The organism is Actinomycetospora sp. C-140 (genome assembly GCF_054796175.1).
On sequence record NZ_JBTWNF010000015.1, the window covers coordinates 56565 to 71708 of the forward strand.

A 15144-nucleotide genomic window follows, 5' to 3' on the forward strand; every position below is an offset into this window, starting at 1 on the left:
TCGCCCGGGATGTCCCGCTCCCAGAAGACGCTCGCCGGGTGGGCCCGCACGGCCCCCAGCCGGGCCACCGTGGTCTCCGGCGACGAGGTCGCCTCCACCGAGGCGCTGGCCGCGGCGATCGCCGGGGCCGGGGAGCGGGGTGTGGTCGCCCGGGGCCTCGGGCGGTCCTACGGCGACACGGCCCAGAACGCCGGCGGGCTCGTCGTCGACATGACCGCGCGGGACCGCATCCACGCCGTGGACGCGGAGACCGCGCTGGTCGACCTCGACGCCGGCGTCTCGCTCGACCGCCTCATGCGGGTCGCCCTGCCTTTCGGGCTGTGGGTGCCGGTGCTGCCGGGCACGCGCCAGGTGACCATCGGCGGGGCGATCGCCAACGACATCCACGGCAAGAACCACCACTCGGCGGGCAGCTTCGGCGACCACGTCGTGTCGATGGACCTGCTGCTCGCCACCGGCGAGGTCCGCCGCCTCGAGCCGGACGGGCCCGAGGCCGAGCTGTTCTGGGCGACGGTCGGCGGCGTCGGGCTGACCGGGATCATCCTGCGCGCGACGATCCGGATGACGAAGACCGAGACCGCGTACTTCGTCGCCGACACCGAGCGCACCGCGGACCTCGACGAGACCATCGAGCGCTTCTCCGACGGGTCCGACGAGGCCTACGACTACTCGTCGGCATGGTTCGACTCGATCTCCACCGGGTCGAAGCTCGGCCGGGCCGCGCTGGGCCGCGGTTCGCTGGCCCGCCTCGACGAGCTGCCCGCGAAGCTCCGCCAGGACCCGCTGAAGTTCGACGCACCGACCCTGGCGAACCTGCCCGACGTCTTCCCGAACGGTCTGGCCAACAAGCTGACGTTCACGGCGATCGGCGAGCTGTACTACCGCAAGACCAAGAACAAGCGGGGTCAGATCCAGAACCTGACCGCCTTCTACCACCCGCTCGACCTGTTCGGGGACTGGAACCGGGCCTACGGCTCGAAGGGCTTCCTGCAGTACCAGTTCATCGTCCCGCTCGACGCCGAGGCCGAGTTCCGGGCGATCATCCGGGACATCGCCGAGTCCGGGCACGTCTCGTTCCTCAACGTCTTCAAGAAGTTCGGCGAGGGCAACCGCGCGCCGCTGTCCTTCCCGATGCCGGGCTGGAACATCTGCGTCGACTTCCCGATCGTCGACGGGCTCGGGGCGTTCTGCCGCTCGCTCGACGAGCGCGTGCTGGCCATGGGCGGGCGTCTCTACACCGCCAAGGACTCGCGCACCGACCCCGAGACGTTCGCCGCCATGTACCCGCGGCTGGACGAGTGGCGCAAGGTCCGCGACGCCGCCGACCCCGACGGGGTGTTCGCGTCCGACATGTCGCGCCGCCTCCGGCTCACCCCCTGAGGAGTTCCATGATCGACGCCGTCGGCCACCCGTCGTCCCTGCTGCTGTTGGGCGGCACCTCGGAGATCGGTCTCGCGACCGCCGAGCGCTACCTCGAGGGCGGCCCGGTCCGGGTCGTCCTGGCCGGTCGGCAGTCGCCGCGTCTCGCCGACGCCGCGGCCCGGCTCACCCGGGCCGGCGCCACGGTCGAGACCGTCGAGTTCGACGCCCGCGACGCCGCCGTGCACACCGAGGCCGTCCGCAAGGCGTTCGCCGGCGGCGACATCGACATCGCGGTCGTCGCCTTCGGCCTGCTCGGCGACCAGGAGAAGGCCTGGCAGGACATCGACGTCGCCGTCGAGCTCGCCGAGGTCAACTACGTCGCCGCCGTCTCGGTCGGCGTCGCGCTGTCCGCCGAGTTCCGCCGGCAGGGCCACGGGCACCTCGTGGCGCTGTCGTCGGTGGCCGGCGAGCGCGCCCGTCGCTCCAACTTCGTGTACGGGTCGACCAAGGCCGGCCTCGACGCCTTCTACACCGGGCTCACCGAGGCGCTGCGTGGCGAGGGCATCCGAGTCACCGTCGTCCGCCCCGGGTTCGTGCACACGAAGATGACCGAGGGCATGTCCCCGGCGCCGTTGTCGACGACGCCCGAAGCGGTCGCCGACGTCATCGTGTCCGCGGTGTCGAGCGGCAAGGAGCAGGTCTGGGCGCCGGCGCCGCTGCGGGCCGTGATGTCGGTCCTGCGCCACATCCCGCGACCGATCTTCCGTCGCCTGCCGGTCTGACGAGGCGCGCCCGCGGTGCTGGGCGCGGGTCAGTGCGTCGTGTCGCCTGTCGGGGTGCGCGAAGCACGTTTCGTTCTCCGCGAGTCGGCGTGTCGCGCCGGCGAGCGTGTGGCGATCCTGACGCTGGATGTCCGCGGTGGCCCACCGCTGACACCCCTCAGGCGGCAGCCGCTGCCGGCCGGGCGGCGTGGCTGCCCCCACGCCGCCAGACCGCCCGGCGACCGGAGGGCGGGGTGACCTCCGGACGGCGGGTCTCCGCGGTGTCCCGGCGCGCACTGCCCCGGCGCCGCGACGGGTCCCGGTCCCGCATCCACGCCTGGCCGGGCACCTCGACATAGCGGTACGCGAGGTGCGCGAGCACCAGCGCGGCCACCGCGAGGTGCGGCACCAGCAGCGCGGCCGCCGCCGTGTCCGGGGCGAGCGCCGGGATGCGGGTCATGGCGACGAGCGCCATCTCGATCAGCGGGAAGTGCACGAGGTAGAGCGCGTAGGAGATGCGCCCGCCGTGACGCAGGCGCCGCGTCCCGAGGGCCCGCGCCACCGGCCCGTCGGTGAGCGCCAGGGCACCGACCAGCAGCGGGAGCAGCGGCACCGCGAGGTAGGTGCGGGCGTCCGGGGTGATCGTCGCGGTCGACGGCGCGGTGGCGGCCCAGTACACGACGACGCCGACCTCGGCGAGGACGACCAGCAGCACCCGGTGCGCCCAGCGCGAGACCGCGCGGGTGGCCGGCACGCGGCGCACGACCAGCCAGGTCAGCACGCCGGCGGTGAAGCCCGCGGCGAGGCGCACGGCCCAGAAGCCGCCCCAGTCACCGTCGAGCGCGTTGAGCACCGCGGCCGCCGCGGTGGGTGTCGCGGCGAGCACCGCGAGGGCGGCGAGCACCGGGCGCGGGCGGCCGCGCAGCAGCCAGGCCCCGCCGGCCAGGAGTGGGAAGGCGAGGTACGCCGCCCACTCGGCGCTGACCGACCACGCCGGCAGCACGAACGAGACGCCGTCGATGCCCGGCGAGTCCCACATCTGCGTCAGGGTGAGCTGCCGCAGCCAGCTCACGGGGTCCAGGCCGGGCTGGGCGCCCTGCCACGTGATCACGCCGTCGCTCCCCAGGACGGCGCGCACCGTGCACCACAGCCCGGCCAGGACCACTACGGCCGCGTAGAGCGGCCAGATGCGGGCGACACGCGCCCACACGAACCCGAACGCCTCCCGCGGCCGTGGCGTGCCCTGCCAGCGGTCGAGGTAGGAACGGGCGAGGAGGAAACCGGAGAGGACGAAGAAGAGGTCCACCCCGAGACCACCGGCGGCCAGCAGCGGCGCGACGGGCGCGAACCACTCGGCGTAGCCGGTGACGGGCAGGAAGCTCAGGTGGTGCGCGAGCACCCACACCGCCGCGACGGCCCGCAGGCCGGTCAGGGCGGGGATCTCGACGGTCGCCGACCGCGTCGCGGACGCGGGTCGCGCCTCGCCGCGACCGGTGCCGCCCCTGCCCGGGCCGACACCGGCGCGCGGCGCCGGGATGCGCCGGACACCCGGAACGCCGTCAGCGACGTTCCGCACGCCCGGGACGCCCTGCGTGCCGTGGTCCTGCCCCACCACCGTCCGCACTGCGCCTCCCCCGACGACCGGATCGGGTCGGAGTGTTCCAACCCTCGATCTGGGCAACGGCGCCGAGTGGCCGTGTCCTGATACTCCGATCGGTGGATTGGGGAGTGCGGCCATTCGACCAGGGAGTGACGAGCAGGGTCGCGATCGCTCTGCGTCACCGAACCACGAACGGCCTAGTCACGAGCGGGTAGCGGTGACACCGGGTCGAGGGTGTGTCGGCGAGAAGGTCGCCCCGGGCCTGCGTCACGCGGTCGTGGCGGCCACGCGCCGTGGTCCGGACCTCGCGGGGAGACGCGCGCGTGACGGCGTGTCGCGCGAGCGAGCATGTGGCGATCCGGGCGTCCGACGCCAGCAAAGCCGCATCGCTCGCACGGGGACGTGCCGATGCCGGGCGCGGGGGTTCAGGCACGCCACGGGGTGGGGCGCACGTCCGAGGAGCACGTCGGCGGGGCCGCCCACGAGGGCGCGGGTGGAGGGTTCGGGTCAGCGGTCCTGCTGGGGGATACGCCCGCCGGCGCCGCCCGCGGTGCCCCGACCGTCGTCGCCGCGGGTGCCGTCGGCGGTGGTGCGGGCGGCCTGCTCGCGCAGCAGGTCGCGGATCTCGGTCAGGAGCTCGACGTCGGTCGGGTCAGCGGGACCCTCCTCCTCGCCGCGCCGGCGCCGCTGCTCCACGTACTTCAGCGGCATGATGACGAGGAAATAGATGACCGCGGCCGTGATGATGAACGTGATGACCGCGTTGATGAAACTGGCGTAGTCGAAGACGACACCGTTCACGACGAACGATCCGGCGAACTCGCCGCCGCCGGAGAACAGCTGGATCAGCGGCTTGAGGAAAGCGCCGGTGAACGCCGTGACGACAGCGGTGAACGCCGCGCCGATGACGACCGCCACCGCGAGGTCGACGACGTTCCCGCGGAGCAGGAAGTCCTTGAAACCCTTGAGCACGCCGAATCCTCCGGCTCGAGCACCGATTTCCGGCGCAGAGGATAGGGCACGGGCCGGCGTGGGCCCGGTCACCCACACGCGGGCCCCGGCCCCCTCGGGGAGGGACCGGGGCCCGACGCGCCGACGCCGCTCAGGTGGCGGCGTCGGTCCCGGAGCCGCAGGACTGCGACTCGGGCTGCGCGGCGGTGCCGTCGCTGCCCTCGTCGTGGCCGAGCAGGCCCCCGACGTCGAGGACGCCCGACACGTCCTCGACCGGGACCTGGACCCCGCCGGCGTTCACCGGGACGTCGTTGTTGCAGGCGTTCAGCGGGGTGATGGTCTGCACGTCACCGACGTTGACCAGGCCCGACTGAGCGCCGTCGTCGGTGCTCTCGGGGGCTTCGGCGGCGAAGGCCGAGCCCGTGGTGGAGACCAGCGCGGTCCCGGCCAGGGCGCCGGCGAGCGCAGCGCGTCGCAGAAAGCTCATGTCATCTCCTCCTGGGAGGTTCGGGGAGCCGACCACCCACCGGCGTTTCGGGGTCCGGCGGACGGGCGGGAGGAGCGAGAGGTCAGTTGGCCTCGGCGTCGACCGGCGAGCCGCAGGACTGCGACTCCGGCTGAGCGGCGGCACCGGGCGACTCGCCGCCGAGGGCCGGGATGGCGCCCGAGACGTCCTCGACCGGGACCTGCACGCCGAGGGCGTTGGCCGGGACGTCGTTGTTGCACGCGTTCGCCGGGGTGATCGTCTGCACCGAGTCGACGTTCGCGTAACCGTCCTGGCCGTCGTTCTCGTGCGCGAACGCCGCACCGGTCGTGCTGGCGAGACCGGCACCGATCAGCGAGACCGCCAGGACGGACTTACGCAGAATCCCCACAGTGATGTCCTTTCGCATGGTCCTCCCCGGGCGGGTTCGCGACGGGGAGCCTTCACCGGCGGCAGGAATTGCCGCGGGGCGGACATTAGCGATGCCACACGGTCAGTTCGGACACGGAAGATCTCTGGATTTCGCAAAGTGGATCACCCGCCCGTGAGTCGTCCGGACCCCGACGAGGTGATCACCAGCCTGGCCCACGACCACCGGCACGAACCGGCTGTGAAGATCCGCGAGCACGGCCACCACGGAGTGGGACGAGCCCGCCACGGGCCGTCGCGCCTGCACGAAAAACGAAATGCATGGACGAACGTCGAACGGCCTTCGGGCAGCGCTGGGTGGTCGGTGCTCGCGGTGCGCACACCCACTCGGACCGGTCACCCGCCCATCTGGAGCAAGCGCGACCGCCGTCCGTGTCGCTACCGTGCGCGCGTGTCGTCCTCGACCACGCCGCCGGAGTCCACGGTCCGCATCGGACGCCCGCTCGCCGCCTGGGCCACGTGGGACTGGGGCTCGGCGGCCTTCAACCACATCGTCACGACGTTCGTCTTCACCGTGTACCTGACCGGCTCGGTCGCGGCGGACGAGGCATCCGGGTCGTCGGCGCTGGCCACCGCGATCAGCGTCTCCGGGGTCCTGGTCGCTCTCGTCGCGCCCGTGTACGGGCAGCGCAGCGACGCGGCCGGCGCCGAGACCGGCCGCCAGCGGCGGCTGGGCCTCCTCACCGCGGTGATCATCGCGTGCACGGCGCTCATGGCGTTCATCGCGCCGCAGCCGTCCTACCTGTGGTGGGGCCTGCTCCTGCTGGGCGTCGGCACGTTCGCCTACGAGCTCGCGCAGGTCGAGTACAACGCGATGATCTATCGCCTCGCACCGCCCGGGCGGACCGGCCGGGTCTCCGGCATCGGGTGGGCCGCCGGCTATGTCGGCGGCATCGTCCTGCTCCTCATCAGCTACGTCCTCTTCCTCGCCGACTCACCGGTGATCCGGTTCGAGGGCGAGGGCACAGCCGTGCGGGTCGTGGTGGTCGTCGCGGCGCTGTGGTTCGCCGTGTCGACGATCCCGGTGCTGCGGATGCGCTTCCCGTTCCCGCCGCCTCCCGGGGACACCGAGGCGGCCGTCGGGTGGGCCGCGTCCTACAAGCTCCTCGTCCGGCGGCTCGTCCGCCTGTACCACGACGACCGCCACCTGCTCGGCTTCCTGGTCTCGAGCGCGATCTACCGGGACGGGCTCACCGCGGTCTTCACCTTCGGCGGCGTGCTGGCCGCGGGGACCTTCGGGCTGAGCCCCGGGGACGTCATCATCTTCGCGATCGTCGCGAACGTCGTCTCCGCCCTCGGCGCCGTGGTCGGCGGCTGGCTCGACGACCGGATCGGCCCGAAGATCGTCATCCTCGTCTGCCTGGCAGCGCTGGTCGTGACCGCCGCGGTCATGCTGTTCTCGTCCGGTCCGACCGCCTTCTGGATCGGCGGGACGTTCCTGTCGCTGTTCGTCGGGCCGGCCCAGGCCTGCTCGCGCAGCTACCTCGCCCGCATCGTGCCGCCCGGCCGCGAGGGCGAGCTCTTCGGCCTCTACGCCACGACGGGCCGCGCGGTCAGCTTCCTGGCGCCGGCCATGTTCGCGCTGTTCATCGCCGTCTTCGGGGCCCAGCGCTGGGGCATCCTCGGTATCGGGCTCGTCCTGCTGCTCGGGCTGGCCACGCTGATCCCCGTCCGCGCCGTGCCGGGCGGGGCGGCGGCGGGCCAGGCGGCGGTGGCCGTGTGAGCGACCGCGTCAGGCCAGGCGGGCGCCGAGCCAGCGGATGAGCCGCGAGCCGAACTCGCCGACGAGCAGCCAGAACACCGCCGCGAGCCCGTAGTTCACCACGACGGCGAACGTCGGGTCGGCGAGCAGGAACAGGTCGCGGAACGCGAGGACGGCGGCGTCCGCGACCCCGCCGATCACCTGCGCGACGGCGTTCAGGGGGTTCACCCCGACGATCGTGAGCACGATGAACGCGATCAGCACGACCGCCAGGACGATGCAGACCACCCGCACGACCGACGCGAGGATCCGGGCGACCTTCCAGACCAGCTCGCCGACGTTCACCGGCGTGCGGTCCGACCGGCCCTGCGGCGCCGACTCCGACGACGGCCGCTGCTCGGGGCGCTCGATCGTCTGCGTCGCCTGGGTGCTCTGCGTCTGGGCGCTCTCGCTGCTGCTCTGAGAACTCTCGGCGTTCTGCGTCTGCTGGGTCTGCTGGGTCTGCTGGGTCTGCTGGGTCTGCTGGGTCTGCTCGGTCTGGCTCGAGTCGTCCGAGGCCGACGACTGCGCCGACGACGTGGTTGACCCGTCGGCGCCCGAGGACTCCGACGACCCCGACGACTCCGTCGCGGTCTCCTGGCCCGAGGTCTCACCGGCGTCCTGCCCCGTGGCCTCGTCCTTCTGGTCGCTGCCGCTCTCGGTGCGCTGCCCACCGGCCTGCTCCGTCACGCTCGGCATCTTGGCACTCACGTGCCGGAGCGGGTCCGGCGGGCGCACCTACATCGACGTGGCGCCGTCGATGTGCTCGCGCAGCATGTCGGCATGGCCGGCGTGCTGGGTGGTCTCGGCGATGATGTGGAGCATCACCCGGCGCACCGACCAGGACGTGCCGGGCTCGTGCCACGGGGCCTTCGGCAGCTCGTGACGGGCGTTGAGATCGGGGAGCGACGCGAGCGTCGCCTCGGTGCGGGCGGCGGTCTCGTGGTACGTCGCGATGACGCCGGCGAGCGTCTCGCCCGGCAGGAGCTTGAACTCGTTCTCGCGCTCGACCAGCCAGTCGGGCTTCTCGTCGAGGCTCGCGATGTACCCCTCGAAGTCGTCGAGGGTCATGCCCTCCGGCAGCTCGAAGCCCTCCTCGCCGTTGTCGCCCTCGACCGCGAAGCGCATCCACCCCTCCTCGACCTTGGTGACGTGCTTGATCAGCCCGCCGAGGGTCAGCTGTGACGCGGTGGGACGGGAGGCGGCCTGCTCGTCGGTGAGGTCGCGGGTCGGGAAGACCAGCCAGTGCCGGGCCTGGCCCAGCTCGGCGAGGAGGTCGGCGCGCTCGTCGGTGTCGATGCTGGTCATGGCGGTCTCCTGCGCGGCGGTCGTCGTCATCGGGGGCCCACTTTCCTCGTCGTCCCTGATGACACGAAAGCTACGGACGGAGGCGGACAGGTCCTGTCCGCCTTCCTGGGCCCACCCTGACGTCGAGCTGGTGGATTTCCTGACGCCCAACGTCAGCGTGGACGCCAGGCTGACAACACCCCGGGCCTCGCGCGCCCCGCCGGGCGAGCGCTCAGCGGAAGCGGTCGAAGACCTGCTCGCGCCAGGCCGTGCGGCTCACCAGCTCGCCCATCGACTCCTGGTACCGGTGGCGCAAGGACGGCCAGGCCTTGGCGATCTCGGTGTGCAGGCGCACCGACTCGCGCAGCATCGCCCAGAACATCTCGCGGTCGCGCTTGCGGAAGGTGACGCCCGAGCCGTCCGAGGTCGTGACCGCGGCGCCGTCGAGCCGCGAGAGCAGGAACCACTGCCCGTGCTCGGCGGGCACGTCGCGCTGCGGGCGCTCGTGGGCGTGCGGGTCCACGGGACGCAGCTGGTGCGCGAGACCGCGGGCGAGCGACGCGATCTGGGTGATCTTGTTCGTCGGCGGCTTCGGCCAGAGCTGGGCCTCGCGGGCGCCGATGTCCGGGTGGGGGAGGTCGGCCGCGTCGCGGTGCACGGTGCCGTCGGGGAACTCGGCGCGGGTGGCCCGCACGGCCCCGAGCGCGGTGGGCAGCGCCCCGAACAGCGCCTTCGGCCCGGACAGGAAGTCGCGCATGGCCATGTGGTGCAGCGCGATCGTCGAGTACTCGAGCAGGAACAGGTGGCGCAGCGTGCGCTTGAGGGAGTCGGCGAGCATCGCCCGCGGGTTGTCCGGGCCGTGCAGGGCGCCGACGACGAGCCGGTTGCGGACGTGGAAGTAGGCCTGCCAGTCCGAGCTGTCGTCCTTCTCGACGAACGACATGTGCCAGATCCCCACGCCGGGCACCGTGGCCGTCGGGACGCCGTGGCTGCCGGCGCGCAGGCCGTACTCGCAGTCGTCCCACTTGATGAACAGCGGCAGCGGCAGCCCGATCCGCTCGGCGACCGAGCGGGGGATCATGCACATCCACCAGGCGTTGTAGTCGACGTCGACGCGCCGGTGCATCCAGAGCGTCTCGCGCAGCGAGTCGACGCCGAAGTCGTGGTCGTCCGCGGTGTGCGGGGCGATCTGCCAGAAGAACGTGCCGCGGTCGACGACCTCGCCCATCGCGTGCAGGTGCGAGCGCGCCTGCAGCGAGAGCATTTGGCCGCCCACGAGCATCTCGTCGCGCGAGAACCGTGAGAAGGCGAGGGCGCGCAGCAGCGAGTCCGGCTCGAGGACGATGTCGTCGTCCATGAACAGGATCTGCTCGCAGTCGGTGGTCTCGAGCGCCTCGTACATGATTCGCGCGTAGCCGCCCGAGCCACCGAGGTTCGGCTGGTCGATGACCCGCAGGCGGTCGCCGAGCGCGGCGGCGGCCTCGTCGAAGCCCGGCTGCTCGCGCACCTTCGACGACCCCTGGTCGGGGATGATCACCGCGGTGAGGGCGTCACGGACCAGCGGGTCCTCGCCCAGCGCGCGCAGCGTGGCCACGCAGTCGGACGGGCGGTTGAACGTCGGCATGCCCACCGCGACCGCCGCCCGCCCGGGCGCCTCCTGGTCGGCGTACCAGCCGCCGGAGAGCAGCTCGAGCGGTGCGTTGTCGCTGGAGAGGTCGAACCACACCCAGCCACCGTCGCCGAACGGGGTCAGCGACACCGGCACGGTGACCTCGCGCTCGGCGCCGTCGTCGGGAGCCGAGGAGCCGGCGGTGTCGGCGGTGTCGCCGGTGCCCACGACCTCGCCCGCGAGGTGCACCGCGACGCCCTTGGCCGTCGAGCGGTAGACGTCGACGCGGCCGTGGCCGCGCACCCGCAGGCGCAGGGTGACCCCGTGGAGCACCGACCAGCGCCGCCAGTACGCGGCGGGGAAGGCGTTGAAGTAGGCGGCGAACGACACGTCGCTGCGCTCGGGCAGCCGCACCCCGGTGCGCGAGACGACCTCGGCCACGCGGTGGCCGCTGCGGCGCACGTGCATGACGTACTCGTCGGCGGTCTCGTCGTAGGTGCCGGGACGGTGGGCCGTCGGCGCCGTGGTCTTCACCGACGTCGCCGTGCCCTCATCCAGGTAGAGCGCGCGCACCGAGGTGGGGTCGGCCGGCCGCGGCAGGATGACGCGCTGCAACAGCGCGGCACCAGCCCCCGCGGGCCTCGCCGTCATCGCCACCGTCCCGCTCCTGCCGACCGTGCTCGTCACACGGACGACGGTAACGGCGAGGCGGCCGCGCACCCGGGACCCCCCGTCGGCGCCGTGCGCGGTTCCACCCGTCGGGGCCGCGCAGGCCTACCGTCCGGGGGTGCGCGCCTCCCACGTCGACGTCTACGTCGATCCGGTCTGCCCGTTCGCGTGGCTGGCGCTGCGGTGGCTGCGCGAGGTCGGGCGGCAGCGGCCGATCGACCTGCGGGTGCGCCCGCATGAGCCTCGCGGTGCTGAACGGCGAGGACCCGGTGACGCCCGACCGCGGGGAGGACAGCGCCTGGCGACCCGCGCGGGTCGGCGCCCGGCTCGTCGCGGCACGGGGCGCCGGCGCGTGGGCCGGGTTCGTCGAGGCGTTCGGCACCCGCTTCCACGACGCGGGGCTGCGGGGACGCGATCGCGTGCTGCGCGAGGTGTGCGAGGAGCTCGCGGGGCCCGATCTCGACGCGGGGAGGCTCTACGCCGCCGCGGACGTGACCGACCACGACGACGACGTCCGCGCCCGCCACGACGAGGGCATGGCGCCCGTCGGCCTCGACGTCGGCACGCCGACCCTGCACGTCCACACCGACGCCGGAACCGTGGCCTTCTTCGGCCCGATCCTCGAACGCGTCCCCCGCGGCCAGGACGCCCTCGACGCCTTCGACGGCGCCCTCCTGCTGGCCCGGACGCCGGGCTTCACGGAGCTCAAACGCACTCGGTCCGGAGAGATCGACTTCTCCTGATCGGGCTCCGGGTGTTCAGGGGGTCGACGGCGAGCAGACCAGGCCGGTCGGGCAGTTCGCCGGGTTGTACTCCGAGGGCCGCGACGTCGGTGCCGTGGTGCGGTGCTCGCTCGACGGGTGACCGCCCCCGTGCTCGGTCGGGTGCCCGCCACCGTGCTCGGCGGTCCCGCCACCGGAGCCCCCGCCCGTTCCCGACGACTCCGAGGACGTGTCACAGGCCGAGAGCGTGAGGACGGCCGCGCACGAGAGCAGCGCCAGGAGGCCGGCGACGGAGCGTCGCCACGAGACGGGGGGAGCGGACACGGCAGGACCTCCGGGGCGACGACGCGCGCGAACGCGGTGACGCTACGGAATCGTCGGTCCAGACGGAGCGTCCGAAAGGGTGATGAGTCAGACCTCGGCGAGGTCGGCGCCGTCGAACGACTCGCCGTCGGTGAACCACGGGGCGATGCGGTTGTCGAACAGCGTCAGCGCCGACCCGATCGCCATGTGCATGTCCAGGTACTTGTACGTGCCCAGGCGACCCCCGAAGAGCACCCGCCGGTTGGTCGCCTCCTTGCGGGCCAGCTCGCGGTAGCGCTCGAGCTTGGCACGGTCCTCGGCGGTGTTGATCGGGTAGTACGGCTCGTCGCCGTGCTGGGCGAAGCGCGAGTACTCGCGCACGATCACCGTCTTGTCCTTCGGGTACGACGTCCGCTCCGGGTGGAAGTGCCGGAACTCGTGGATGCGCGTGAACGGGACGTCCCGGTCGGCGTAGTTCATCACCGGCGTGCCCTGGTAGTCGCCCGTCGTGGTGAGGACCTCGGACTCGAAGTCGAGCGTGCGCCAGCCGAGCTCGCCCTCGCTGTAGTCGAAGTAGCGGTCCAGGGGGCCGGTGTAGACCGTCGGCACGTCCTGCGGCAGCTCGTCGCGCAGGTCGAACCAGTCGGTGTCGCAGCGCACCTCGATGTTCGGGTGGTCGGCCATCCGCTCGAGCCAGGCCGTGTAGCCGTCGACCGGCAGGCCCTCGTAGGTGTCCGAGAAGTACCGGTTGTCGAACGTGTAGCGCACGGGCAGGCGCGAGACGATCGAGGCCGGGAGCTCCTTCGGGTCGGTCTGCCACTGCTTGGCGGTGTAGCCGGCGAAGAACGCCTCGTACAGCGGGCGGCCGACCAGCGAGACGCCCTTCTCCTCGAAGTTCGCCGCGTCCGCGACGTCGATCTCGGCGGCGTGCTCGGCGACCCACGCGCGCGCCTCGTCGGGCGACATCGCCCGGCCCGCGTACTCGCAGATCGTCGCGAGGTTGACCGGCATCGGGTACACGCGGCCCTCGAAGATCGTGAAGACGCGGTGCTGGTAGCCCGTGAAGTCGGTGAAGCGGTTGACGTAGTCCCACACGCGCTTGTTCGAGGTGTGGAACAGGTGCGCGCCGTAGCGGTGCACCTCGATGCCGGTCTCCGGGTCGGGCTCGGAGTAGGCGTTGCCGCCCAGGTGGGAGCGGCGCTCCACCACCAGGACGCGCTTGTCGAGCTCCGTGGCGGCCCGCTCGGCCACGGTCAGCCCGAAGAAGCCCGAGCCGACGACGACGAGGTCCGGATCCGTGGTCACGGCCCCTGACGGTAGCCCGCGGGGTGGCCGTCGCCGGGGACGGGTACGCCCCCGGCATGCCGTCCGTCGAGCGCACCGCCCACTCCCCCGCCCCCGTGGGCACCGTCCAGGCCTACCTCCGCGACTTCGCGAACGCCGAGGAGTGGGACGCCGGGACGATCTCCTGCACGCCCGTCGACGACACACCGATCGGCGTGGGCAAGCAGTGGCGCAACGTCTCGGAGTTCCGTGGCCGCGAGACGACGCTGACCTACACGCTGGAGGCCGACGAGCCGGGCCACCTGCGCATCGTGGGCCGCAACAAGACGGTGACGAGCGAGGACGACATGACGCTCACGGCCGACGGCCCGGGGACCACGGTGACCTACCGCGCGACGTTCACGTTCCACGGCGCGGCGAAGCTCGCGACGCCGCTGCTCGTGCCGGCGCTCGGGAAGCTCGCCGACGACGCACAGGCGACCCTGCAGCGAGCCATCGAGGGGCTCCCCGTGACCTAGCCGGTCGGCGGGCGGTGGCCGGCCCACGGCATCGCCCGCTCCAGGTCGGCGGCGAGCGCCAGCAGCGTGGACTCGTCGCCGTAGGGCGCCATCACCTGGACGCCGACCGGCCAGCCCTCCTCGGTCCGCCCCAGCGGCAGCGAGATCGCCGGGTTGCCGGTGGAGTTCGACAGCGCGGTGAAGCCGGCCGTGGCGAAGATGTGGTCGTACCAGCCCCGCGCGTCGCGGGACGGGTCGTCCTGGTCGAGGTGGCCGAGCGCGGTGTTCGGGACGTTCATGGTCGGCGTGAGGACGACGTCGTACCGCTGGTGGAAGCCCGCGACGGCGCGGCGGGTCGCGTTGAAGACGCGGTCGGCGGCGAACAGGTCGCCCGCCGTGAGCGTCCGGCCGTACTCGGCGCACGCGAGTGTCGCCGCCTCGAGGACGTCCGGGCCGGGCTCGACGCCGAGCGCGCCCGCGAGGACGTCCACGCCATCGGCGAGGAAGCTCGTCCAGGCCACCAGGTTGGCGGCGTCGAACGCCGCCGCGTCCAGGTCCGGCGCCGCGACCTCGACCCCGTGCCCCATCCCCTCGAGCGTCCTCGCCACCGCTTCCGTCGCCGCGGTGCAGCGGGGATCGACCTCGCCGCCGCCGGTGAACGGCGTGGTGCAGAGCGCCACCCGCAACGGCCGGCTCCCGCGACCGACCTCCTCGGCGTAGGGCCGCGGCGGGTCCGGCAGCAGATAGCGGTCGCCCGGCTCGTAGCCGTGGACCGCGTCGAGCAGTCCCGCGGCGTCGCGGACGGTCCGGGTGACCACGAACTCCACGCCCATGCCGAGCAGGGGGTCGGCGTAGTCCGGTCCGGGGGACGTCCGGCCCTGGGACGGCTTGAGTCCGACCAGGCCGCAGGCGGCGGCCGGGATGCGGATCGAGCCGCCGCCGTCGTTGGCGTGCGCGACGGGCAGCGCCCGCGCGGCGACGAGGGCCGCCGAGCCGCCGGACGATCCGCCGGGGCTGCGGGTCGCGTCCCAGGGGTTTTGGACCGGACCGGTCGCGACGGGTTCGGTGGTGGCGTTGAACCCGAGCTCGGGAGTCGCGGTGCGGGCGAGCGTCGCGAGCCCGGCGCGGCGGAAACGGGCCATGAGGTGCGTGTCGGCCGGCATCGGCACGCCCTCGCCGAGCAGGCGGCTGCCCGCGGCCTGCGGGACCCCGGCGGCATGGACGATCAGGTCCTTGATCGCGAAGGGGACGCCGCCGAACGGCCCGTCCGGGTCGTGGTCGAGCGGCGATGCGAAGCGCTCACCGATGATCGCGTTCAGGCGGGGCCCGACGGCGTCCAGTGCGGTGGTCGCGGCGGCGCGCACCTCCTCGGCGCTGACCTCACCCTTGCTCATCAACGCGGCCAGGCCGGTCGCGTCGAGCTCGGCGTACTCGTCGGGTGTCAT

Annotated in this window: 15 protein-coding genes; 5 read left to right on the plus strand and 10 right to left on the minus strand. The window is 72.9% G+C overall.

Translation table 11 applies throughout. From position 1 onward, the window contains the following. Positions 1-9: 9 nt before the first annotated feature. Positions 10-1380: an FAD-binding protein gene (locus ACR9E3_RS22955; RefSeq protein WP_460382893.1), complete on the plus strand. Its 1371-nt coding sequence runs from the start codon at positions 10-12 to the stop codon at positions 1378-1380. 8 nt (positions 1381-1388) lie between these two features. Continuing rightward, positions 1389-2144, plus strand: a complete 756-nt coding sequence (locus ACR9E3_RS22960) for a decaprenylphospho-beta-D-erythro-pentofuranosid-2-ulose 2-reductase (protein WP_460382894.1) — start codon at positions 1389-1391, stop codon at positions 2142-2144. A gap of 157 nt (positions 2145-2301) precedes the next feature. Here ACR9E3_RS22960 and ACR9E3_RS22965 read toward each other — a convergent pair whose 3' ends face one another. The 4 genes from ACR9E3_RS22965 to ACR9E3_RS22980 form a co-directional block, all read right to left on the minus strand. Next, positions 2302-3747 (minus strand): acyltransferase family protein, encoded by a 1446-nt coding sequence (locus ACR9E3_RS22965; protein ID WP_460382896.1) that lies wholly within the window; start codon positions 3745-3747, stop codon positions 2302-2304. A 483-nt stretch (positions 3748-4230) separates the two neighbouring features. Beyond that, complete coding sequence (gene mscL, locus ACR9E3_RS22970; protein WP_460382898.1) at positions 4231-4695, minus strand: large conductance mechanosensitive channel protein MscL; 465 nt, start codon at positions 4693-4695, stop codon at positions 4231-4233. A 130-nt stretch (positions 4696-4825) separates the two neighbouring features. Further along, entirely contained in the window at positions 4826-5161 is a 336-nt protein-coding gene (locus tag ACR9E3_RS22975) for a hypothetical protein (protein WP_460382899.1), read from the minus strand. An 82-nt stretch (positions 5162-5243) separates the two neighbouring features. Further along, positions 5244-5549 (minus strand): hypothetical protein, encoded by a 306-nt coding sequence (locus ACR9E3_RS22980; RefSeq protein WP_460382900.1) that lies wholly within the window; start codon positions 5547-5549, stop codon positions 5244-5246. A gap of 429 nt (positions 5550-5978) precedes the next feature. Between ACR9E3_RS22980 and ACR9E3_RS22985 the strand changes: the two genes are divergently transcribed. Continuing rightward, on the plus strand, positions 5979-7310 hold the full coding sequence (locus ACR9E3_RS22985) for an MFS transporter (RefSeq protein WP_460382902.1): 1332 nt from the start codon (positions 5979-5981) through the stop codon (positions 7308-7310). 9 nt (positions 7311-7319) lie between these two features. On the opposite strand, the gene ACR9E3_RS22990 is transcribed toward ACR9E3_RS22985, so the two are convergent. The 3 genes from ACR9E3_RS22990 to ACR9E3_RS23000 all read right to left on the minus strand — a co-directional run bounded on the left by ACR9E3_RS22990 (position 7320) and on the right by ACR9E3_RS23000 (position 10911). Next, entirely contained in the window at positions 7320-8018 is a 699-nt protein-coding gene (locus tag ACR9E3_RS22990) for a hypothetical protein (protein WP_460382903.1), read from the minus strand. Between the two features lie 48 nt (positions 8019-8066). Beyond that, positions 8067-8666, minus strand: coding sequence for a DinB family protein (locus ACR9E3_RS22995; protein WP_460382904.1), 600 nt, complete (start codon positions 8664-8666; stop codon positions 8067-8069). Positions 8667-8847: 181 nt separating this feature from the next. Continuing rightward, positions 8848-10911 carry a glycosyltransferase gene (locus tag ACR9E3_RS23000; protein ID WP_460382905.1) on the minus strand — a complete coding sequence of 688 codons (2064 nt, stop codon included), beginning with the start codon at positions 10909-10911 and terminating at the stop codon, positions 8848-8850. Between the two features lie 218 nt (positions 10912-11129). Here ACR9E3_RS23000 and ACR9E3_RS23005 point away from each other — a divergent pair, with 218 nt between their 5' ends. Next, complete coding sequence (locus ACR9E3_RS23005) at positions 11130-11636, plus strand: mycothiol-dependent nitroreductase Rv2466c family protein (RefSeq protein WP_460382906.1); 507 nt, start codon at positions 11130-11132, stop codon at positions 11634-11636. A 15-nt stretch (positions 11637-11651) separates the two neighbouring features. On the opposite strand, the gene ACR9E3_RS23010 is transcribed toward ACR9E3_RS23005, so the two are convergent. Beyond that, positions 11652-11939, minus strand: a complete 288-nt coding sequence (locus tag ACR9E3_RS23010) for a hypothetical protein (RefSeq protein ID WP_460382907.1) — start codon at positions 11937-11939, stop codon at positions 11652-11654. 87 nt (positions 11940-12026) lie between these two features. Further along, entirely contained in the window at positions 12027-13223 is a 1197-nt protein-coding gene (gene glf / locus ACR9E3_RS23015; protein ID WP_460382909.1) for a UDP-galactopyranose mutase, read from the minus strand. A 23-nt stretch (positions 13224-13246) separates the two neighbouring features. On the opposite strand from glf, the gene ACR9E3_RS23020 reads away from it, so the two are divergent. Continuing rightward, positions 13247-13720: an SRPBCC family protein gene (locus ACR9E3_RS23020; RefSeq protein WP_460382911.1), complete on the plus strand. Its 474-nt coding sequence runs from the start codon at positions 13247-13249 to the stop codon at positions 13718-13720. Here the strand turns inward: ACR9E3_RS23020 and ACR9E3_RS23025 are convergent. After that, complete coding sequence (locus ACR9E3_RS23025) at positions 13717-15144, minus strand: amidase (RefSeq protein WP_460382912.1); 1428 nt, start codon at positions 15142-15144, stop codon at positions 13717-13719. The two genes, ACR9E3_RS23020 and ACR9E3_RS23025, sit on opposite strands and share 4 nt — an antisense overlap.

What these genes read in the sequence shown, in the direction of transcription:
- ACR9E3_RS22955 (WP_460382893.1), top strand. Translation starts at nt 10, where the DNA reads ATGTCCCGCTCCCAGAAGACGCTCGCCGGGTGGGCCCGCACGGCCCCC.
- ACR9E3_RS22960 (WP_460382894.1), top strand. Translation starts at nt 1,389, where the DNA reads ATGATCGACGCCGTCGGCCACCCGTCGTCCCTGCTGCTGTTGGGCGGC.
- ACR9E3_RS22975 (WP_460382899.1), bottom strand. Translation starts at nt 5,161, where the DNA reads ATGAGCTTTCTGCGACGCGCTGCGCTCGCCGGCGCCCTGGCCGGGACC.
- ACR9E3_RS22995 (WP_460382904.1), bottom strand. Translation starts at nt 8,666, where the DNA reads ATGACGACGACCGCCGCGCAGGAGACCGCCATGACCAGCATCGACACC.
- ACR9E3_RS23005 (WP_460382906.1), top strand. Translation starts at nt 11,130, where the DNA reads ATGAGCCTCGCGGTGCTGAACGGCGAGGACCCGGTGACGCCCGACCGC.
- ACR9E3_RS23025 (WP_460382912.1), bottom strand. Translation starts at nt 15,144, where the DNA reads ATGACACCCGACGAGTACGCCGAGCTCGACGCGACCGGCCTGGCCGCG.